This is a genomic window from Gilliamella sp. (assembly GCF_024104075.1).
Classification (GTDB): Bacteria; Pseudomonadota; Gammaproteobacteria; order Enterobacterales; family Orbaceae; genus Gilliamella; species Gilliamella bombi.
In genome coordinates this window covers 18,540-40,972 of the sequence record NZ_JAGGHR010000010.1, presented here as the reverse complement: position 1 = coordinate 40,972, position 22,433 = coordinate 18,540, and the positions used below count along the sequence as shown (strand labels likewise).

Annotated in this window: 22 protein-coding genes and 1 other annotated feature; of the genes, 11 read left to right on the top strand and 11 right to left on the bottom strand. The window is 35.8% G+C overall.

Annotated elements, in window-relative coordinates; all coding sequences use genetic code 11:
* Window positions 1-145: 145 nt before the first annotated feature.
* A complete protein-coding gene (locus tag J6569_RS04580; RefSeq protein WP_034913065.1) occupies window positions 146-709 on the bottom strand; it encodes a cysteine hydrolase family protein in 564 nt (187 codons plus the stop codon).
* A gap of 118 nt (window positions 710-827) precedes the next feature.
* Here J6569_RS04580 and J6569_RS04575 point away from each other — a divergent pair, with 118 nt between their 5' ends.
* The 9 genes from J6569_RS04575 to hisIE all read left to right on the top strand — a co-directional run bounded on the left by J6569_RS04575 (window position 828) and on the right by hisIE (window position 8,648).
* Window positions 828-1,220, top strand: coding sequence for an AsnC family transcriptional regulator (locus J6569_RS04575; protein ID WP_065590964.1), 393 nt, complete (start codon window positions 828-830; stop codon window positions 1,218-1,220).
* A 198-nt stretch (window positions 1,221-1,418) separates the two neighbouring features.
* Window positions 1,419-1,538, top strand: a sequence feature (His leader region).
* Between the two features lie 39 nt (window positions 1,539-1,577).
* On the top strand, window positions 1,578-2,477 hold the full coding sequence (hisG, locus tag J6569_RS04570; RefSeq protein ID WP_085164043.1) for an ATP phosphoribosyltransferase: 900 nt from the start codon (window positions 1,578-1,580) through the stop codon (window positions 2,475-2,477).
* 4 nt (window positions 2,478-2,481) lie between these two features.
* Complete coding sequence (hisD, locus tag J6569_RS04565; RefSeq protein ID WP_296317838.1) at window positions 2,482-3,783, top strand: histidinol dehydrogenase; 1,302 nt, start codon at window positions 2,482-2,484, stop codon at window positions 3,781-3,783.
* 9 nt (window positions 3,784-3,792) lie between these two features.
* Window positions 3,793-4,851, top strand: a complete 1,059-nt coding sequence (gene hisC, locus J6569_RS04560) for a histidinol-phosphate transaminase (protein ID WP_296317837.1) — start codon at window positions 3,793-3,795, stop codon at window positions 4,849-4,851.
* A gap of 8 nt (window positions 4,852-4,859) precedes the next feature.
* On the top strand, window positions 4,860-5,927 hold the full coding sequence (hisB, locus tag J6569_RS04555; protein WP_065590969.1) for a bifunctional histidinol-phosphatase/imidazoleglycerol-phosphate dehydratase HisB: 1,068 nt from the start codon (window positions 4,860-4,862) through the stop codon (window positions 5,925-5,927).
* Window positions 5,928-6,515 carry an imidazole glycerol phosphate synthase subunit HisH gene (hisH, locus tag J6569_RS04550; protein WP_296317834.1) on the top strand — a complete coding sequence of 196 codons (588 nt, stop codon included), beginning with the start codon at window positions 5,928-5,930 and terminating at the stop codon, window positions 6,513-6,515.
* A gap of 2 nt (window positions 6,516-6,517) precedes the next feature.
* Complete coding sequence (hisA, locus tag J6569_RS04545; RefSeq protein ID WP_296317832.1) at window positions 6,518-7,270, top strand: 1-(5-phosphoribosyl)-5-[(5-phosphoribosylamino)methylideneamino]imidazole-4-carboxamide isomerase; 753 nt, start codon at window positions 6,518-6,520, stop codon at window positions 7,268-7,270.
* Window positions 7,252-8,028, top strand: coding sequence for an imidazole glycerol phosphate synthase subunit HisF (gene hisF / locus J6569_RS04540; protein ID WP_296317830.1), 777 nt, complete (start codon window positions 7,252-7,254; stop codon window positions 8,026-8,028). The genes hisA and hisF overlap by 19 nt, the downstream gene beginning before the upstream one ends.
* Window positions 8,022-8,648, top strand: a complete 627-nt coding sequence (gene hisIE / locus J6569_RS04535; protein WP_296317827.1) for a bifunctional phosphoribosyl-AMP cyclohydrolase/phosphoribosyl-ATP diphosphatase HisIE — start codon at window positions 8,022-8,024, stop codon at window positions 8,646-8,648. The genes hisF and hisIE overlap by 7 nt, the downstream gene beginning before the upstream one ends.
* Before the next feature lie 76 nt (window positions 8,649-8,724).
* Here the strand turns inward: hisIE and cysB are convergent, their stop codons facing one another.
* The 3 genes from cysB to matP form a co-directional block, all read right to left on the bottom strand.
* Entirely contained in the window at window positions 8,725-9,696 is a 972-nt protein-coding gene (gene cysB / locus J6569_RS04530; protein WP_296317825.1) for an HTH-type transcriptional regulator CysB, read from the bottom strand.
* Between the two features lie 168 nt (window positions 9,697-9,864).
* On the bottom strand, window positions 9,865-12,474 hold the full coding sequence (topA, locus tag J6569_RS04525; RefSeq protein ID WP_296317823.1) for a type I DNA topoisomerase: 2,610 nt from the start codon (window positions 12,472-12,474) through the stop codon (window positions 9,865-9,867).
* Between the two features lie 29 nt (window positions 12,475-12,503).
* Window positions 12,504-12,968, bottom strand: a complete 465-nt coding sequence (matP, locus tag J6569_RS04520; RefSeq protein WP_085164035.1) for a macrodomain Ter protein MatP — start codon at window positions 12,966-12,968, stop codon at window positions 12,504-12,506.
* Between the two features lie 147 nt (window positions 12,969-13,115).
* Between matP and J6569_RS04515 the strand changes: the two genes are divergently transcribed.
* Complete coding sequence (locus J6569_RS04515) at window positions 13,116-14,804, top strand: amidohydrolase (protein ID WP_296317821.1); 1,689 nt, start codon at window positions 13,116-13,118, stop codon at window positions 14,802-14,804.
* Window positions 14,805-14,829: 25 nt separating this feature from the next.
* On the opposite strand, the gene J6569_RS04510 is transcribed toward J6569_RS04515, so the two are convergent.
* A complete protein-coding gene (locus tag J6569_RS04510) occupies window positions 14,830-14,997 on the bottom strand; it encodes a hypothetical protein (protein ID WP_296317819.1) in 168 nt (55 codons plus the stop codon).
* Window positions 14,998-15,342: 345 nt separating this feature from the next.
* Between J6569_RS04510 and J6569_RS04505 the strand changes: the two genes are divergently transcribed.
* Entirely contained in the window at window positions 15,343-16,719 is a 1,377-nt protein-coding gene (locus J6569_RS04505) for an APC family permease (RefSeq protein ID WP_085164033.1), read from the top strand.
* A gap of 121 nt (window positions 16,720-16,840) precedes the next feature.
* Here the strand turns inward: J6569_RS04505 and J6569_RS04500 are convergent, their stop codons facing one another.
* The 6 genes from J6569_RS04500 to J6569_RS04475 form a co-directional block, all read right to left on the bottom strand.
* Complete coding sequence (locus J6569_RS04500; protein ID WP_034913021.1) at window positions 16,841-17,104, bottom strand: HPr family phosphocarrier protein; 264 nt, start codon at window positions 17,102-17,104, stop codon at window positions 16,841-16,843.
* Window positions 17,105-17,243: 139 nt separating this feature from the next.
* The gene (locus J6569_RS04495) at window positions 17,244-18,182 is read right to left on the bottom strand and encodes a phosphatidate cytidylyltransferase (RefSeq protein WP_296317817.1); all 939 of its coding nucleotides are present in this window, start codon (window positions 18,180-18,182) and stop codon (window positions 17,244-17,246) included.
* A gap of 60 nt (window positions 18,183-18,242) precedes the next feature.
* Window positions 18,243-18,728: a hypothetical protein gene (locus J6569_RS04490; protein ID WP_296301597.1), complete on the bottom strand. Its 486-nt coding sequence runs from the start codon at window positions 18,726-18,728 to the stop codon at window positions 18,243-18,245.
* The gene (locus J6569_RS04485) at window positions 18,715-20,052 is read right to left on the bottom strand and encodes a phosphatase PAP2/dual specificity phosphatase family protein (protein ID WP_296317815.1); all 1,338 of its coding nucleotides are present in this window, start codon (window positions 20,050-20,052) and stop codon (window positions 18,715-18,717) included. Before J6569_RS04485 ends, J6569_RS04490 begins: the two co-directional genes overlap by 14 nt.
* The gene (locus J6569_RS04480; RefSeq protein WP_296317813.1) at window positions 20,052-21,803 is read right to left on the bottom strand and encodes a bifunctional alpha/beta hydrolase/class I SAM-dependent methyltransferase; all 1,752 of its coding nucleotides are present in this window, start codon (window positions 21,801-21,803) and stop codon (window positions 20,052-20,054) included. Before J6569_RS04480 ends, J6569_RS04485 begins: the two co-directional genes overlap by 1 nt.
* Window positions 21,804-21,814: 11 nt before the next feature.
* Complete coding sequence (locus J6569_RS04475) at window positions 21,815-22,423, bottom strand: CDP-alcohol phosphatidyltransferase family protein (RefSeq protein ID WP_296300628.1); 609 nt, start codon at window positions 22,421-22,423, stop codon at window positions 21,815-21,817.
* Window positions 22,424-22,433 lie beyond the last annotated feature (10 nt).

Here is a 22,433-nt window from a genome sequence, read left to right as displayed (position 1 = left end):
TTTCTGACTGATCTTTACTTAGGGTTGAGTGGGTTAGAAGAGTAAAAGGCTCGGTTTGTGATCGAGCCAATTTAGATTGTTTATAATTATGTTATCGCTTTTTTGGCATCCATTATCCATAATCATTTAATTACAATGCTATAATTTATAAAATAGCCAGTTTGGTTTGAACAAACATTTCACAACTTACAACCGATGCAAAATTGGTTAAGGCAGACATAAAGTTGTTATGTACCACTTGGGATGGAATCGTTTTACCATCAAATTCGAGATCACAAGTTGTACAAGCATCGTGGATTAATATCGGTTGATAACCTAGTTCGGATGCGTGACGTGTTGTTGAGTCAACACACATATGGCTCATCATTCCACAAATAACCATCTGCTGGATCTGTTCTTGTTGTAATTTTTTTTGTAGCTCAGTTTGATAAAAACTATTAGGGAATGTTTTTTTGACAAGATACTCATGCAAGTTACCAAGCGGTAACAAACTTGGATGAATTTCAGCGCCTAAACTTCCGTTAGCAAAAAAATCCGCATGAGGATCAGACTTTATATGCTGAATATAAAAGATCGGTAATTGTTGTGCTCTAAAGTGTTTTTGTAGTTTTAAGGTATTTTGTAAAGTTAATTCTGTATTGTTTAAAGTAAATTTACCCGTTGGGAAATAGTCATTTTGTACGTCGATAATTATTAACCCTTGTTTCATTGTTTTGTCCTTAAATTATGTTTGAGTTGATAATTATGCGATAATTACGCTATCTGTTACATAATGAATTGAAAGTATTATTACTTACCTACTTTCAAAATGAAAAAGCTAAACAAGTATGGATAAAAAAGATCGCGCTATTTTAGATGAACTTAAAAAAAATAGTCGTCAATCATGGAAAGAAATTGGCGAAAAAGTATATTTGTCAGGACAGGCTGTTGGACAGCGAGTTCAAGAATTGTATGATAATCATATTATTGAAAAATTTACTATTAAAGAAAAAACAAATCAGCTTCAGTTTATAACGATTTATATGAATTCAAATCAATTCACCTCGTTCGAAAACATGGTCATGTCGTTTAAAGAAATCATCGAATTTTATAAAATCACAGGCGATGGGTGTTATTTTATAAAAAGTGAATTTACAGACCAAAACTTACCACATTTTTTAGACAAACTTGAGCTCTATTGCCGTTATAAAGTTAGTCATCAGTCAAAAGTGATTAAATAACGCTATTTTAAAAATTTACACCTAAACTTGTTGACTATTTTTTGTATAAAGATTTTTTTACATAAAAAACAAAAAAAAGTTGCGAGCAAATAAATTCTGTTATATTTTGTTCAGTAGCTTTAATTATCAACTCAGTTAAAGGTTTTTTATTTTTATGAATTGTTTTTGCGTTTTTATTACTAATGCTATTAGTACACATCATCACCATCATTCCTGAATAGTCTTCGGGCAATTGGTGCTGGAAGACTTTGGTCTTCCGGTGATGTCGCAAAAGCAAGCAGAAACCCTCGGAAGATCAAACTTCCGAGGGTTTTTTGTTTGTAGTTTATAAATTTTTAGATAACTTTGGAGAAAGATATGTTGGATAATTCGCGTTTACGCATTGCTATGCAAAAGTCAGGTCGATTAAGTGACGAATCAAAAAAGTTACTTGCCCAATGTGGTATTAAAATTAATCTTCAAGAACAGCGTTTGATTGCTTTTGCTGAAAATATGCCCATTGATATCTTGCGTGTTCGTGACGATGATATCCCCGGATTGGTTATTGATGGCGTTGTCGATATTGGGATTGTCGGCGAAAATGTTTTAGAAGAGGAAGTATTAGATAGACAGGCCGAAGGCGAAGATCCACAATTTAAAAAATTGCGCAGTTTAGATTTTGGTGGCTGTCGGTTGTCGATCGCAGCACCTCGTGATTTTGAGTATACAGGACCAGAATGTTTAAATGATTTGCGTATTGCCACCACTTACCCTCACCTGCTCCGCCGTTATCTTGCTCAATATAATGTTACTTTTAAAACATGTTTGCTTAATGGTTCGGTCGAGGTTGCCCCCCGTGCTGGGCTTGCCGATGTAATTTGTGATTTGGTTTCGAGTGGTGCAACGCTTGAGGCCAATGGACTAAAAGAGATCGAAGTTATCTATAAATCAAAAGCCTGCTTAATTCAACGTCAAGGCGAAATGTCACCAATAAAACAGGCGTTAATCGATAAAATCATGACACGCATTCAAGGCGTTATTCAAGCTCGTGAATCCAAATATATTATGCTCCACGCCCCTACTGAGGTGTTAGATGATATTGTTGCGCTATTGCCGGGTGCCGAAAATCCAACCATTTTACCGTTAACAGGCGAGCAAAATCGAGTTGCGCTACATATGGTGAGTAGTGAATCTCTTTTTTGGGAAACCATGGAAAAATTAAAAACATTAGGCGCAAGTTCAATTCTTGTATTACCAATTGAAAAAATGATGGAGTAATAATATGAAACTCTCTTATTGGCAACAATGTGATGACGATCAACGCAGGAAACTACTTACTCGCCCAGCAATTAATGCTTCGGATTCGATTAGCAAGGCAGTAGCCGATATTTTGGCACAAGTAAAACAGCACGGCGATGAGGCTTTAAAGGTTTTAAGTCGCAAATTTGATAAAGTCCAAATTGAGCAAATAAAGCTTACAAAAGAAGACATAAAAGCCGCCGCAAATCGTGTTAATCCTGAATTAAAACAAGCCATGCAATTAGCGGTTACCAACATTGAAAAATTCCACCAAGCACAAGCCTATCAATCCATTATGGTCGAAACAATGCCGGGCGTAAAATGTCAGTTAGTAACGCGCCCTATTGATTCAGTTGGGCTTTATATTCCGGGTGGTTCTGCCCCTTTATTATCTACTGTGTTAATGCTTGCAACACCTGCTAAAATTGCTGGCTGTCGTCAAGTTATTTTATGTTCACCACCGCCCATTGCTGACGAAATTTTATATGCGGCACAATTATGTGGTGTTAGCGAGGTTTATCAATTAGGCGGTGCACAAGCCATTGGCGCAATGGCGCTTGGCACCAAGTCGGTTCCTAAAGTCGATAAGATTTTTGGTCCAGGAAATGCCTACGTTACCGAAGCCAAACGACAAGTCAGTCAGCGACTTGATGGCGCAGCCATTGATATACCAGCTGGTCCGTCTGAAGTATTAGTGATTGCAGATAGTTCAGCAAATCCTGCTTTTATTGCTGCCGATCTTTTGTCGCAAGCTGAACATGGTCCTGATTCACAAGTTATTTTGTTAACACCTGATGAAAAAATAGCACAAGCAGTATCGATTGAAGTCGATAAGCAACTTACGCAACTATCGCGCCAAAATATCGCTAAAAAAGCATTACAAGAAAGTCGCCTTATTGTAACTAAAGATTTGGATGAATGTGTTGCTATTAGCAATCGCTATGGTCCAGAACACTTAATTATTCAAACTGCGAATGCGGATGAATTAGTTGAGCAAATTACTAGTGCTGGCTCGATCTTCTTGGGTGATTGGTCACCGGAGTCAGCAGGTGATTATGCATCAGGAACCAATCATGTATTACCAACTTATGGTTATACAGCCACATATTCTAGTCTTGGGCTTGCTGATTTTCAAAAACGTATGACGGTGCAAAAATTAACACCAGAAGGATTAAAAGCAATAGGTAATGCCGTTGAGCTTATGGCAGAGGCTGAACAACTAACCGCTCATAAACAAGCAGTTAGTCTTCGTCTATCAGTATTAAATTCAACAAATCAAAAATAGGTGGCTAAAATGGATATCAATAAATTAGTTCGAAAAAATGTTCAGCAATTAACACCTTATCAATCTGCTCGGCGAATTGGTGGTCAAGGCGATGTGTGGCTAAATGCAAACGAGTATCCCGTTGCTCCACATTTTGAATTGACCGATCAAACCTTAAACCGTTATCCAGAACCACAACCAGAAAAGGTTATCTGTCGCTATGCACAATATGCAGGGGTTAAAACTGAACAAGTGCTTGTTAGCCGAGGAGCTGATGAGGCCATTGAGCTTTTAATGCGTGCATTTTGTGAGCCTGAAAAAGACAGCATTTTGTACTGTCCACCAACTTATGGTATGTACCAAGTAAGTGCTGAGACATTAGGTATTAAAACCAAAACTGTGCCAACCACTTCTGATTGGCAGCTTGATCTTGAGGGTATAAAACAAAATATTGATACTGTAAAACTAATTTATGTCTGTTCACCAAATAATCCGACCGGTAATTTAATCGATTCTGATGATATCAAAGCTTTACTTAATATTGCCAAAGATCGTGCTTTGGTCATTATTGACGAGGCTTATATTGAGTTTTCGCCTGAATCTAGTGTCGTTAGTTGGCTTAATGACTATCCTCACTTGGTGATTTTACGAACATTATCCAAAGCCTTTGCTTTGGCTGGATTACGTTGCGGTTTCACCATTGCTAATAAACCTGTGATCGAAGCCTTACAGAAGGTTATTGCACCATACCCTCTAGCAACCCCTGTTGCTGATATTGCAGCTCAAGCATTGAGTAAAGATGGTGTGAATACTATGAAGCTACATGTGGTAAATTTAAATAATCAAAAGGAAAAATTTGCCAATTTACTTCGACAATTGCCAATTGTCGAAAAAGTTTATCCAAGTTATTCCAACTATTTGTGTGTTAAATTTCAACATGATAAAGATGTATTTAATATTTTATGGCGCCAAGGTATTATTTTACGAGATCAAAGTAGATCTATTGGGCAACAAAATATTATTCGTATTACCATTGGAACCCAAGCAGAGTGCGAGGCAGTCATTTCTGCGCTCAAAACAATTAAATAGGAGCAAAGATGTTACAAAAGTACTTATTTATTGATCGAGATGGCACACTAATTACTGAACCTCCAGTTGATTTTCAGGTTGATCAGTTTGAAAAATTGGCTTTTGAACCTAATGTTATCCCAGCCCTACTCAAGCTACAAACTGCGGGATACCATTTAGTGATGGTCACCAATCAAGATGGGCTCGGGACTAGTAGCTATCCACAGGCTGATTTTGATGGTCCACACAATTTGATGATGCAGATTTTTAAATCGCAAGGTGTTAATTTTGAGGATGTCTTAATTTGCCCACACTTTCCAGAAGATAATTGTGAGTGTCGTAAGCCGAAAATCCAATTAGTTTTGCCATATCTTACTAGTGGTAAATTAGATAAACAAAACAGTTATGTTATTGGTGACAGGGTCACAGATATTCAATTGGCTGAAAACATGCAAATCCAAGGATTACGATATCATCCTGAAAATTTAAATTGGGACGAAATCGCCCAACGATTAACCACTAAAGATCGTTATGCAAAAGTTGAACGCAATACTAAAGAAACTAAAATACTTGTTGAAGTGTGGCTTGATCGCCAAGGTGGCAGTCAAATTAATACTGGAATTGGTTTTTTTGATCATATGCTCGATCAAATTGCGACTCATGGTGGAATTAAACTCAATATCCAAGTTGATGGTGATTTACATATTGATGATCATCATACCATAGAAGATACTGGACTAGCTTTAGGAGAGGCACTAAAAATAGCACTCGGTGATAAACGTGGTATTACCCGTTATGCCTCTGTTATCCCTATGGACGAGTGTTTGGCCAGATGTGCAATAGATATTTCAGGACGCCCTTATCTAAAATTTAAAGCAGAGTTTACTCACCCTAAAGTTGGCGATATGAGCACGCAAATGGTAGAACATTTCTTTTACTCAATAAGTTATGCTATGGCTATTACATTGCATATTGAAACAGAAGGCGATAATGATCATCATAAAGTAGAAAGTTTATTTAAATCTTTTGCTAGAACATTAAAACAAGCCATCAAAATTGAAAGTGACCGATTACCAAGCTCAAAAGGAGTGCTATAAATGAAGATTGTCATCCTCGATACTGGCTGTGCTAATCTATCTTCGGTCAAATATGCCGTGCAACGATTAGGTTATGATCCAATAATTAGCCTTGACTCTGATATCGTGCTCAGCTCAGATAAGTTGTTTTTACCTGGAGTAGGATCCGCAAGTTCAGCAATGGAAAAATTAAAAGAGCGTCATTTAATTGAACTTATCAAAGTCTGTACTCAACCTGTATTAGGGATCTGCCTTGGTATGCAACTTTTAGCCGATTATAGTACCGAAGGACATGTTAACACATTGGGAATTATTCACGAAAAAGTTAGAGAAATTCCTGATTGTGGTTTACCTTTACCACATATGGGGTGGAATCAGGTTTCCCCTAAAGCCGGTCATCATCTATTTCGAGATATTCCTGATGATGCTTATTTTTACTTTGTACATGGATACGCGATGCCATTATGCTCAGCAACAATAGCAGAAACCAATTACGGCGAAAGCTTTACCGCAGCCGTGCAAAAAGACAACTTTTACGGCGTGCAATTTCATCCCGAGCGTTCTGGCTTGGCCGGTGCAAAATTGCTAAAAAACTTTTTGGAGATGTAGCTATGACAACTTTTCCAACCATCATTCCTGCTCTTGATTTAATTGATGGCAATGTGGTGCGATTACATCAAGGTGATTATGGACAAAAACGTGATTATGGTAACGATCCTCTTTTACGCTTACAGGATTATGAAAAACAAGGTGCTAAACTGTTACATCTTGTTGATTTAACAGGTGCGAAAGATCCCCAAAAACGCCAAATTTTGCTAATACAAAATCTGATTAATGGTGTGCAAATACCGGTTCAAGTTGGTGGAGGAATTCGTACCGAAAAAGATATACAATCATTGCTATCTGCCGGCGCTGCTCGCATAGTAATTGGTTCGACAGCTATTAAGCAATCCGAATTAGTCAAACAGTGGTTTTCAAAATATGGTGCAGAAAGGCTAGTATTGGCTCTTGATGTCCGCATTGACAACCAAGGAAATAAATATGTCGCTATTCATGGATGGCAAGAAGATTCCTGTCAGACACTAGAACAAGTGATTGATGATTACCTTCCTTATGGCTTAAGGCATGTATTGTGTACAGATATTTCCAAAGATGGCACACTCAGTGGCTCAAACGTTAAGTTGTATCAGGAAATTAGTCGTAAATACCCACAGATTGCTTTTCAAGCGTCTGGCGGAATTGGTCAATTGAGTGATGTCAAAGCACTGAAAGACAGTGGTGTTAAAGGTGTCATTGTTGGCCGTGCTTTACTTGAAGAAAAATTTACAGTTCAGGAGGCAATTTCATGTTGGCCAAAAGAATAATTCCCTGTTTAGATGTTCGCGATGGACAAGTGGTTAAAGGTGTACAATTTCGTAATCATGAAATTATTGGAGACATAGTCCCCTTAGCAAAAAGATATGCAGAAGAAGGCGCAGATGAGCTCGTTTTTTATGATATCACCGCTTCGTCAGATGGCCGTGTTGTCGATAAAAGTTGGATCGCAAAAGTTGCCGAAGTGATTGATATCCCTTTTTGTGTTGCTGGTGGTATTAAAACGGTTGAAGATGCAGGTCAAATATTAACCTTTGGAGCTGATAAAATTTCGATTAATTCCCCTGCCCTTGCTGATCCTAGTTTAATTACACGGCTTGCAGATTGTTACGGAGTACAGTGCATTGTAGTTGGCATTGATAGCTGGTATGACAAACAGTCAAACAATTATCATGTTTATCAATTTACTGGTGACGAAAAACGTACCGTTGCCACAAAATGGAACACTCTCGACTGGGTACAGGAGGTACAAAAACGTGGTGCAGGTGAAATTGTTCTTAATATGATGAACCAAGACGGTGTTCGTAATGGATATGATATTATTCAACTAAACGCCGTTCGAGAAGTATGCAACGTGCCACTAATTGCTTCAGGCGGTGCTGGTACTATTGAGCATTTTTTACAGGCATTTAATGAAGCACAAGTTGATGGAGCATTAGCTGCCTCAGTTTTTCATAAACAAATTATTAATATTGGTGAACTTAAACAATATTTGGCACAGCATGGAGTAAATATTCGATTATGTTAACGCAAAATTGCAATACCCAATTAGATTTACAACAACTGGATTGGCAAAAAGTGGATAATTTAATGCCGGTCATTATTCAGCATTATGTTTCGGGCGATGTGTTAATGCTTGGCTATATGAATCAAGAAGCGTTAGTACAAACACAAAATAGCGGCAAAGTCACTTTTTATTCACGAACCAAACAGCGCCTTTGGACAAAGGGTGAAACTTCTGGCAATTTTCTTAATGTTGTGAGTATTTCAACCGATTGTGATAATGATACGTTATTGATTTTAGTTGATCCAGTTGGCCCAACTTGCCATACCGGCTCAACAAGTTGTTTTGCTTCGACTAAAACTCAATGGGGATTTTTATTTGAATTAGAACAGATAATTGCAGGGCGTAAAAATGCCGATCCTAAATCATCATATACCGCAAAACTGTATCATGACGGCACTAAACGCATAGCTCAAAAAGTGGGAGAAGAAGGCGTTGAAACAGCCCTTGCAGCAACAGTTCATGACAGCGAGGAACTAAAAAATGAATCTGCCGATTTAATTTATCATTTATTAGTTTTACTCCAAGACCAGAATCTGTCTTTACAAGATGTCATTGGTATTTTAAAAGCAAGACATAAATAGTTATAACCCATCCAAAGTGCGAGTTATGTCGCACTTTGTTTCAATTTTTTATTCTCATAAAAAAAGATAGAATAAATTAGTAAACCGGTAATTTAACCCCGTTAAACATCGTTAATACTTCGGAATTGTTTTCACATAACATAAGTTTGTCTACAGCTTGTCGATTCAAATGAGGCGAAAACTGACTGATAAAATCATACATATAACTGCGTAAATATAATGAGCGAGGAAAAACGATATAGGTCGTGCTGTAAGGAAAAATATGTCCAGCATTAAGTACAACTAAATCGTCATCTGAAGTATTGATCACCGCCATTTTTGCCACAATACCAACGCCGACACCTAATTTAACATAAGTTTTAATTAACTCGGCATCCGTTGTGCTAAAAACAATATTAGGTGATTGGTTAGCACGCAAGAAAGCTTGATTTAAATCTGAACCATCATTAGAAAAATCATAACTAACTAACGGATATTTTGAAAGCTCTTCAATAGAAATTAATTTACTTTTGGCAAGCGGATGATCTTTCATCACAATCACAGCTTGGTTCCAGTGATAACAAGGTAAGGCTATCATATCATCGCTAAGCTGTGAGATATCGGTCACAATAGCAAATTCAGCCAGACCTTCTTGAGTTTGTAAAATACATTGAGGGGATGATCCTTGCTCCATATGCAATGTAATATTTGGATATTGCTGCATAAACTGTTGAATCACAACTGGCAATGTATAACGAGCTTGAGTATAGGTAGTGGTAATTGTTAATGAGCCTTGATTTGGTTGACTAAACTCTTTGGCGATAATCTTAATATCATTGGACTTATTGAGGATCTCTCGGGCAAGAGCAATGATTTTTTCACCAACCGGTGTGATTTGAGAAAGGTGTTTACCCACTCGAGTAAATATCTGAACGCCGAGCTCGCCTTCTAATAATTTTATTTGTTTGCTTATACCGGGTTGAGAGGTATACAGTTTTTCGGATGTTAGCGATACATTGAGGTCGTTATTTGCGACCTCAACAATATAGCGTAATTGTTGCAATTTCATAACACTCAAACGCTCCTTTAACTGTATGCCTTTCTTCCTTTTTAATAACATTACAAAAGGAAGAATTGCTAAGGTAAGTCATTTCACAGCCTAGCGCAAAAGAATAATTATTTTATACTAAAACGCATACTTTCCTGAAAGTTTTTAACAAAATTCAGACGTGCCTACCTACTTTTTGCTATTGATCCATTTTCCATCTATATATTGCATCACCCAACCTGTCGATTTTCCATTAACTTCAGAAGTAACATATTGTTGTTTATTTTTACGGCTAAAACGAACAATTGATGGATTACCATTAGGATCTTTATTTGGTGCTTCGGTCAAATAAATGAATTTTTCGGGTAAGCGCTCTTTAAAACGTTGTAACTCTTCTATCAAAGGTGCGCGTGTTTCTCTTGATTTTGGAAAATTATGCGCCGCCAAAAAGATACCCGCAGCACCGTCACGTAATACAAAATGTGCATCTGACTTGGTGCATTTTAGTTCTGGTAGATCAACTGGGTCTTCTTTTGGTGGTGCAACATCACCATTTTTTAAGATCTTACGCGTATTTTTACAATCAGGATTAGTACAGCCCATATATAGGCCAAATCGCCCTGATTTTAAATGCATTTCTGAACCACATTTTTCGCATTCAATAATTGGCCCTTCATAACTTTTAACCTTAAAGTTACCTTTTTCGACAATAAAACCATCACAAATCGGGTTATTGCCACAGATATGCAGTTTTCGTTCATTATCAAGTAGATAACTATCCATAGCCGTGTGGCATTTTGGACAGCGTTTACGGGCTCTTAAAGCATCAGTTTCTGCTGTTTCAGCTTCTTCTAGAATATTTAATGTTTCGTGCTCAGGAATTAAGTTAATGGTCTGTTTACAACGCTCCTTAGGTGGCAACGCATAGCCTGAACAAGCTAAAAATACACCGGTACCGGCAGTTTTAATACCCATTTCACGCCCACAATTTGGACATTTAATTTCAGGTGTTAGCACCAATGGATTAAGCTGCATTCCACCTTTATCTGGTGCTTGTTCAGCAACCTCAAGATGCTGACTAAAGTCACTAAAAAACTGATCAAGCACTTCACGCCATTCTTGTTTTTTATGAGCAATCTCATCCAGAGCATGTTCCATACGTGCTGTAAAATCATAACTCATTAGATCATTAAAGTTTTCACTAAGTCTATCGGTAACAATTTCACCAATTTTTTCAGCATAAAACCGACGATTATCTAAACGCACATAACCACGATCTTGAATTGTCGAAATAATGGTTGCATAAGTCGATGGTCGCCCAATTTCTCGCTTTTCAAGCTCTTTAACAAGAGATGCTTCGTTATATCTTGCTGGTGGTTTGGTAAAATGTTGATTTGGATTTAAGTTAATTAAATCAAGCTTATCGTTTATCGATAGTGATGGTAATATTTTATCTTCATTATTTTTGGCTAGCTGTGGCTGCACTTTAGTCCAACCATCAAAACGCAATGTCCGACCTTTGGCTTTTAAAGTAAAATCACCTGAATTAACCGAAATTGTTGTTGAGTTATATTCAGCCGATGTCATTTGGCAAGCTACAAATTGGCGCCAAATTAGTTGGTATAATTTAGCGGCATCAGCTTCAACATCACTAAGATTATCAGCTAAGATAGTAACATCTGATGGGCGAATCGCTTCATGCGCTTCTTGCGAGTTCTTTTTACTACTGTATACATTAGCCGATTTTGGTAGATATTTATCGCCAAAATTTTTACCAATATAATCACGTACCATCGCTAGCGCATCCTGACTTAAATTGGTCGAGTCAGTACGCATATAGGTAATGTAACCTGCTTCATATAATCTTTGAGCCAACATCATGGTTTTTTTAACACCAAAACCAAGACGAGTACTTGCTGCTTGCTGTAAAGTTGAGGTAATAAAAGGTGCTGTTGGATTACTTTTAGTTGGCTTTTGTTCAATATTAGTTACTTGATATTGGTTTTTACTAAGTTCAGCTAGCGCAATATCAATGGCAACTTTATCTTTAGGTTCGAATGCATCGTTTTTATAATGAGTAACTTGTAAACTTAATGGCTCATTTTTAGCCGTGCTCAAATCAGCAAACAGATCCCAGTATTCTTCAGGAATGAAAGCATGAATTTCGCGTTCACGCTCAACAACAAGGCGTACAGCAACAGATTGTACACGACCAGCTGATAACCCCCTAGCAACCTTTTTCCAAAGTAATGGCGATAGCATAAAGCCAACTACCCGATCCATAAATCGACGTGCTTGCTGGGCGTTAACACGATCCATATCAAGCATCGATGGTTCATTAAAAGCATTTTTGATCGCCGTTTTGGTAATTTCGTTAAAAACAACACGACGATATTTGCTATCTTCACCACCTATCACGTCTTTAAGATGCCATGCAATGGCTTCCCCTTCTCTATCTAAATCGGTTGCGAGATAGATCATGTCAGCATCTTTAGCCAGTTTTTTCAGTTCAGATACTACCCTTTCTTTACCTGGTAGAATTTCGTAATGCGCTTTCCAACCGTTATATGGATCGACGCTCATGCGATCAACCAAGACCTGTCTTTCTGAACGTTTAACTTTTTTATCTGCTTTATCTTTTTTGTCTTTTGTTGATTTTTCAGCTCGTTGGCTACTACCACTCACAGGTAGATCGCGAATATGACCTACACTTGATTTAACCACGAAATCTTTACCAAGATATTTATTGATCGTTTTTGCTTTAGCTGGTGATTCGACAATAACAAGGGATTTTCCCATAATTAAACCTTTCTATTCTGTTGTTTGTATTATTTACTATCAATATTTACATCTAAGAGTGATAGTAAATCATCTTTAATTGTTGATACTTTTGTTGCATATTGTTCTTTCTGCTCTGCATCTTCAATTAATTGAGTAATGGTTTGTGACAACGTGCATCCACGGCGTTTAGCTAAATTAGCCAATCGTTGCCAGACTAAAAATTCCAAATCAATGGATTTTTTCCGAGTATATTGTTGTTCTGCATTAAAATGGCGCTTTCGCCTTGCCCGAATAGTTTGCTTCAAGCGATTATCTAAGTCAGGGTTTAAATGCTTTTTTATCCAATCAACAACACCAGTTGGGTTATGTTCTAACAACAATAACTCATTGACCGCATGTTGCGCAGCACTTTTTTCAATATAGCGTGTAATTAACTCACCTTCTAAGTGTCTCTTAACTAGATAGTTCCATTTCCAACCGCATTCAAGGTTTTCTAGCTGTTGATATTTCATCCGTTCACCTTGTGACGCTGTAACTAAATAGCTATTTGTAGCATAATCTGCTCACACAATAAAGAAAATTATTGCGTTTGACAAATTTTTTATAAATCTGTTATCGTGAGCCTTTCATTTCTATCTTTATTTAAGGAATCCTTCATAATGGTTAAAGCTGATGTTATTTATATTAATGGCTATATTTACACCGCAGATAAGCAAGACAGCGTGTGTGAAGCTATCGCAATTGAAAATGGCTATATTATTGCAACAGGCTCCACGCAAGAAATAAATAACAGTCACTATGTTGATAATCATACAATAATTTATGATTTGCAAGGTAAAACAATGATGCCTGGCATTATTGACTCACATTTACACACCTTTTGGGGTGGCATGCAATTATCATCATGTAATTTAAATTACCAAAGTTTAACTATTGATGAGACTTTAGCTATTATCCAAGACTATTTAGATAAAGATAATCCCAATCATAACGCTAATTGGTTGCAAGTCCGTGGTTGGTTACGCCAAGAAGTGTTGCCAATTGGTACAGATATTACTCGTTTTGATCTTGATAAACTCAATACAAAACGCCCTGTTATTTTGTTTTCAAATGATTGCCATACTTTGGTTGCTAACAGTATAGCATTAGAGAAATTTGGTTTAGATAGAAACACTCCAGAACCATCGGATGGTAAAATTGGTCGTACTGATGACGGCGAATTAAATGGTATATTAGAAGATGCCCCAGCCATGCGTGCTTTTGATAGTATTTCTAAATTAACTGATGAACAAGCACTTAATATTGCTAAATTATCGCAAGCAGAATTAAATAAACAAGGCGTTACTGCTGTTATGGATGCTCGAATTACTGAAACTCAAGCCGATGCCTTTTTAAGACTACAGCAACAAGATGGGCTTTCTATCCGCCTGTTCGGCGCTCGGGAATTGCCACCTGATGATGTGTCATCAATTGCCGATATTCCAAATGTCATTGAGAAAGTAAAACAGTTTGCCACTCGTTATGATGATAAAAACTGGCAACCTAAACCAGGCATTAAAATATCACATACTAAGTTATTTGTAGATGGCGTAATGCAAGCACCTTTGATGACGGCACGATTACTTAAACCATATCAGTTAGAAAACGAAAAAGATCGTTACGGTGATCTTTATTATTCCACTGAAATGTTAGATGCATTAATACTTGAATCCGCAAAAGCAGGTTTTCATCCACATATGCATACTGTTGGTGAAGGGGCAATTGAAGTAGTACTTGACGCTATTGAAAAAATGCGAAAAACCTTACCTGATGCAGATATCCGTCCAAGCACTGCACATAACGAACTAAGCGCAACACACCAGTTTGCCAGATATAAACAATTAAATGCTTGCGTAGTATTTTCTTTTCAGTGGGCTGGTTGTAGTTCAGCAATGGTTGAGCAGTATCAAACTCTATTTGGTCCAGAACGTTATAATGGATTAGAAGCGCACGGGCAATACATTGATGCTGGTGTAAACTGTGCATTTGGTAGCGATTGGCCAATTGATCCTTTAAACGAATGGTATGATTTCCAAATTGCTATGACTCGACAAATTGATGCTGATCATCCACGATTAGACAGCGATCGTAATTTAACTATTACTGAAGTATTGCGTAGTGCTACTATCAATGCTGCATATGTATTAAATCAAGATGAATATATTGGTTCAATTGAAAAAGGTAAATTTGCTGATTTAATTATTTTAGATCGCAACCCATTTACCATACCAACTAATGATATCCAAAACGTTAACGTGTTAACAACTATTGTTGGCGGTAAAACGGTTTATCAAAATGATGTAATTTAAAATTTAACTTTTTTATGTCAAATTACTACACCACAATTATTAGTGGTGTAGCATAAATAATTATCCAAGCTTTAATCAACTCCAATTGCTTTTGCTTTTGCTTTTGCTTTTGCTTTTTCTGTTTCCCCGCTGTCGTTTTTGTGAAATGTAAGATAGCAGCAATAATCAATACTCCGATAAACATATCAATCACATACCATATAGCTCCTGACCATACCTCATAATTCCACTAAAGATCAATACAATAATCTATACTTATTTTATAAACTGATTTGTTAAATTAGTATTTCTGTTGCTACTCATATGTAAAAATAGAAATTCAAAGTTTTAACTAACCCGTTTAAATTAAATAGGTCTTAATTAACAGCTAATATACTTTAAAGTTTATAATTTGCCCGCTTTAATATTTTTTACAAAAAATTAGCTTGCATAATTATTATAATATGGCAGAATTCCCTGCCGCTTTAAGCGGGTAAAAAGGCAAAACTATACTTAGTAGTTTTTTATTGTTTTTTGGGACAGAGGAGCAAAGTAAGTCATGTCCGCAATAAAAATGAAACGAGTTTTAACCACACCTGCATTAATTGCATTTGGTTTAGCTTATATGGTTCCTTTAGGGATCTTTACCACTTATGGGGAAGTAACTGTTAAAAGTAATGGACACTTACCTATAGCCTATATCATCACCCTTGCCATGATTTTTTTCACTGCATTAAGCTATTGTCGTATGGCAAATAAACTACCTATTGCTGGTTCTGCTTATTCTTATGTACAACGTACTTTTGGTGGAAAAGCTGGATTTTTGGTGGGTTGGGCACAAATCCTTGATTACCTATTTTTACCAATATTAAATTATTTGGTTTTAGGTATTTATCTTAACGAAGCATTTCCTAGCGTTCCTGCTTATGTATTTGTACTTGGGTCATTGATTGGGGTTAGTCTCTTAAATTATCTGGGTATTAAGTTGATCAATTCGGTAAATTTCACCTTAATTATTGTTCAGATGATTTTTATTGGATTATTTATATTTTTCACTTTTGCTAATACCCATTTAACCCCAGAAGTGATAATAAAACCACTTAAGATCAATGCTAATGATTTTAGCGGATTAATGTCAGGAGCCGCAGTACTTTGCCTTGCTTTTTTAGGTTTTGACGCGATAGCAACGTTGGCAGAAGAATCCAATGATGCAAAAAGATCTCTGCCTAAAGCCATTATTTGGACAGTTCTTATTGCTGGCTGTATCTTTTTGGTTGTCTCTTATTGTGGTCATCTGATTTTTCCTATGTGGAGTAGTTTTGTTGATAACCAAGATACGGCAAGCCTTGATGTGATGCACCACCTTGATAAAATCAATCGTATAGAATTTATTAGACAAATTAGTAACAATTTTATGTACAATTTCTTCCAAGCGGCATATCTAACTGGCGTCTTTGCATCAGCAATGACTGCACAGACTAGCGTATCACGGATTTTTTATGCAATGGGACGTGAAGGCGTGCTACCTAAACAGATCTTTTATAAAATTCACCCACGCTTTAGAACGCCTTATTTATCGATTATCTTTGTCGCTTGTTTTTCATTACTATCATTAGTATTAGATCTTAGTTTGGTTTTCTCAATGATAAGCTTTGGTGCATTAGTGGCGTTTACTTTTGTCAATCTATGTGTGATCAAAAGCTACCTTAGTGGTAATACAAAAACAGCATCAATGCTATTTAAGTATGGACTATTACCTGCAATTGGCGTTTTGCTTTCATTGTGGTTGTGGACAAGTCTTGATGCAACAGCGATGATTGTTGGTTTAGTTTGGTTAGCAATTGGGGTTATTTATTTAATTTATCTAACTAAAGGTTTTACCAAAACGTTGCCTTCAATTGATCATAGCGAATTGAATTCAATAATTAAAGATTAACTTAATCTTTTTAAATTAGGTCTACTTAAAAGTATCTAGTTACGCCTTTCAAAAAACAATTCCGTCGACCTAAGTCGACGGAATCAAATAAAAAATAATTATTAGCTAGCTAATGTTGTAATTACTCACCAAAACCTGTAGCAAATAATTCACGGATTTCGTCCATTGCTGCTTGTTCATCTTCACCATCACAGATGATTTCTACAGTTGAACCACCTTTAACCCCAGCTCCAAGTAAACCCATCATACTTTTTAATTTAATTGCTTTATCATTATAAACAAGCTCAATTGATGATTTATAACGACCAGCTAATTTAACTAGTGTTGTTACAGGGCGAGCATGCAAGCCCGTTGAATTTTTTACTACCATTTGCTCTTTTAACATAATAAAGTCCTTATTTATATTTTAAAGTTAAAACTATAACTGTATTTATATCATAAATTAAACGATTTTGCTCTTTTTTTGCATGTGAATTTGTATAATTTAGATAAACTAGTTTGCTTATCTAAAGTTAATATTAAAGTTAGACCCAAAAATAACGTACAAGATGAAAAAAGATCGGTGCGGCAAAACAAACAGAATCTAAACGATCGAGCACACCACCATGACCACTAATTAAATTTCCCCAATCTTTTATACCTCTATCTCGTTTGATGGCAGACATAACCAAACCGCCTAAAAAACCAAATAATGTAAGCATGAGTGAAATAAACCCTGCTTGGATAAAACTAAAAGGTGTGATCCAAAATAAGCACGCACCAATTAAACTTGCTGATAAGGTTCCTCCAATAAATCCTTCAACCGTTTTAGATGGCGATAAATTTGGACTAATTTTATGTTTACCGAATAATTTTCCAAACACATATTGCAACACATCTGAAAGCTCTACAACCAATACTAAAAAAGCAATCAAAAGAAGATTGCGATCCTGATAATTATCAATTGGTAATATTAATAATGCTGGTACGCAAGAAATATTATATACTGTAATCATTAATCCCCATTGTACTTCAGCTGTTCTCTCCAAAAAATTATAAGTTGAACCGGTTATTGCCGCCAAAATGGCTAATAATAAAAATCCATAAACAGGGATAAAAATACTAAATAATCCATACCACGATATAGCAACTAAAATATATTGCAAAGGTAAAGCAATGAAATAGGCAAATATCAATGCATAAGAATCATAACGATTAGCAGGCGTTAAAATTAAAAACTCTCGTAATGCAATAGCAGATGCTACGAAAAACAGAAAAACTACCGCAAATTTTCCTATCAAGAATGCAATACCTATAACAGCCACAATTACCCACCATGCATTAATGCGAGTGATAAGATTATCAATTACACTATTTGGACTACTAAGATGCCGTTTTAATAGCCAACCTACAGTAGAGGCAATAACAAGTAAAATACCAATACCAGCAAATAATAATAAGGTATCATTTTGATAATTAGGCATATTCCTTTCTCCTTATTGCTTGTCCGCTGTTAAATATGAACCAATTTTACTTTAACTGAATTACCAAGATTGAATAATGCCACTAAACCATGCTCCTATTAATAATATAATTTGTATAATCAGTAATGTTATTTGTTTTCTAAATAACCTTAACGTACCTTGTTGGCGTTCAATGATAGTTCGTTTTATTAACTGATTGGACTTAATTAAATGAAGGGTTAACAGAACATTATCTAACTCAATAAGTGTATTAGCGAGTTGTTTGTTGCGAGTAGACAAATAATTAAACAGTTGTTTATCAAATTGAATTCTTAATGTGTAATAAATCCCAATCAATCCCATAATAAAGGCAGCAAAACAAAATAAGGTTAATGGTAAAGCATCGTTAATCATCCAATTTGAGATCAATCCAAAGCATAATGCTGTAATAGTGAAAAACAACAATAATAAACCAATTAATAAACTGATAGTCAGTAATCCACAAAATATCACAAGTGATGTTTGACAATCTGTTGTTAATTTTTTTGATTCATCATGATTTAACATACTGACTTCCTTTTTTTATTTGTAAAAACCAGTCTAACAAAATTATTCGTTGCTTGGCTGTAATAACAATTGTATGACGGCGTTCTTTTACCATACTTATTGCTTCATCTAAGTTCGATGCTCTTTTAGTTAACAATAACCAAGCAATAATAGCGGTAGCACTGCGCGAATATCCCAAAGCACAACAGACTAATAATTTACCTTTTTTGTAATGCTGATTAATAATTTCAGCTGCTTGTTGACATTGTTCAATCGTCAGTGGCGTCATATCTAATACAGGGATGAGATTGTACTGACCATTAAAATGAGGAATTGGTAATTCAGCGCAAAGATCAACAATTGAGAAAAAATGATTTGTGCGCAAAGTATTATTGGAAGGTATTCTACCTAAATAAACATTATCACAAATCAAATCTACCGACTTGTTTTTAAATGTCCACAATCGTGAATTAACCCATATAATCGCAAAATAAGGCAGATATAAAATAGTAACTACAAGATTAAATTTTCCATTAGTCTGTTTTTGAAAACCGACTGTGCCAACTAGTAAATAGTTTACTGAAACTAATAAAAATGCAACAGAAAACCATAATAACCACAATGCCCATGAATAAAAGTAAATAGCAATATAAAAGGAAAATGCGAACAGTAAAAAATAAACACTACTCCAAAAATACTGCTTAGGTAATTGGTAATTTTTTATTGGTGATAGACTATCATCTGGCCATAACCAAATACAGAAACACCCTACTCCGACCCCAGTAGGAACGTCAAAAAAGTGATGTTGCCAAGTTGTTAATACAGATAAAGCAATTAATAAACACCAAATATGTAAAATATAGCGCCACACACCACGAAAATAGCTAGCATAAAATTGCCATAAAATAACCAATAATGTAATGTGAAGCGATGGCGCTTGATTAAAAGGTTTATCAAATCCCATCAAAATATCAAATAATAATCCCGATAATCCATCTAATATTGGGCGCTCAAAAGAAAACTTAAGCGGAAAAATCAAAAAACAGATAATACAAATAATCTGAGCGGATAAAAGTCGAAGACAAAGTATTTTTAGAGCTCGATGAGAGCAAACAAGTAATATTGCTAGTCCATACATAAGGTCTATCGACCAATAAGGTACGATAGACCAAGACCACAATGGAATTGAATGTTCCCATTTAAAAACTATACTTCCTACATCACTACGTGTAGAGGTAAACCAATTGGCAAAATTATAGCTAGTAAAAAAGAAAATAGCTAAACAAATTAACCATATAAACTTATAAATAGTTAGCTTATTAAATCCTAGTTTTACTTTATCCATTATTTTATTCGTTGTGCTAGCGATACAGTAAAAATCCCCCACTGATCAATACGCATTGTTATTTTTTTAAACCCAGCAGTTGCAACCAACTGATCCATTTCACGTTGAGTTCGTCTTCGCATAATCCATGGTTGACCATCACGATGTGATGTTAACGCTCTTGCTATAAATTCCAATTGAGGATGCCATGGCTGATTGGTATAAATTAAATATCCCCCTTCAGGTATTGAGTCAGCAAGGCCAGATAAAGAGTTACGTATCAACTGATTATCACTAAACAGCTCATACAAACCAGATACAACAGCTAAAGTTGGTTTAGGTGATAATTGGGCTAGTTGCTCACGATTAAAAGCATCGCCTTTTTCAAAACGTGCTATATTTACTAATCCTTTCTCTTCTATTAATGTTTGACCTGCAAGCACATTAATATCACTATAATCTCGTAGTAAAATCGAATTGGGTTTATTGGCAATTTGATTAATCGTTTCTAAAATATAACGCCCATGCCCTGCTGCTATATCAACAATATCGACAGAATAGTTCTGATCATATAATTTATTGATAGCTAGTTTTAATAACTCTTCAAGATGTACTTTTCGTTGTCGAATTCCTCGCCAACCAATAGATTGTAAATAGACATAATCAAAAAAACGCCCCAATTTTGATGTCCCCGATGGTTCATTACGGTAAACATAATCAAGCGTACTACCCGAATCAAATCCCGTATCGAGACCAAGCCTAATTCCGTCAGATATTTTACTGACATATTTTAAATTGGCTTTAATAAACTTCCAGTATATAGGTTTAATCAAACCCGATGGAGGCATCGTTAAATTATCTGCTTCTTGCCTAGTATATCCTACAAGATCAGCATTAACTAATGGCGGTACACAAATTTGATTGGCGAAACAACCAATAATAAATCGTCTTGCACGATCGATAGCGAATTTTCGTTCTTTTTCGCCAAATGTATCATGATAAAACCCTGGGAGAATGTGAAATTCTTTTTGTTGTGCGCCCAAATTATCGTAAAACTGTCTTTGCGGTTTTCGTCTTACTACATAATCCGATCCAGAAACTAACAATTGTGTTGGGACGGTGATTGCATTTGCATCTTTAACAACACGATCTGATACTGAATATAAATCAAGCAAAAGTCGTACAGAAATAGGTCGAGTAATTAATGGGTCTTTTGTAAACGAAGTTGCTCTTTCTAAATCATGCGTTAATAAATTAGGTTTGACATAGCTATTAACAAAAAAATTCCCTTTCAAATTATATAGTAATTTCAATCCTGGCACCGCTAATGGTACATATAATTTTACGCTAAAAGCTGGTGAACCTAATACCAAGGCACGAATATTTGGCACATAGTCATGTACCCATGCCGTAGCAATCACAGCACCAACACTTTGGGCTATAATAGCAATATTTTCTTGACGAAGGTTATACTCCTGCATGATGTGTTCAATGAAACAGTTAGCATCTTTAATTAATGTTGCAAAATTAGGAGCATCTCCTCGCTCACCTTCTGATTGGCCATTACCTCTAGCATCCCAAGCAAACATTTGATAATCTGGTAGATTTAATTCATCAGCAAGATGCGCAACACGTCCTGAATGTTCATGTCCACGATGAAAAATGACTATTGCTTTAGGTTGATTAGCATTGCTATCAACAACAGGCCAATAGCGATAGAATAACTGACAGCCATCATAACTAATAAATGTTTTTTGTTGCTGTTGACGCATATTTTCCCTCGTTATTTTTTGACTTCTTGAATGCCATTTCGTATTCTGTTAATTACAGTACAAACAAGCAAAATACTAATGATCCATAATAGCGCATTGATGTAACTTAAAGGTAATAAATAAGTAGCAATCGCTAGACTAATTCCACCAAGCACAAATGCTCGATCGCTCTTACCCATTGGTCCATCATACCGCCGTGAAGCACCAATCATAACACCTAGTACGCCACTGTATTCTGTTAATAACGACAATAAAACCACTAAAATGACTAAATAGTTATTGACACATTCAATTTGTGTAAAAATGAGTAACAATGCGCTATCAGACACAACATCACAAATTTCGTTTAAATAAGCACCTAAATTTGATTTTTGGTAATATTCTCTTGCTAATATACCATCAATGGCATTAAGTGCCATACGGATAAACATCCATATTGGAATAAGAAAAAAAATCCATTGATATTTGGCTAATACTCCAACAATGAAAGCGATAAAAATCGATCCAAATCCAGCTATTAATGTTACTTGATTGGCTGTAAAATTTGCTTTATAAAGAGCATTGGCATATGGTCTAAGTAATGCTTGAAATTTTGGTTTTAATTGATAAATCGACAACACAACTAACTGA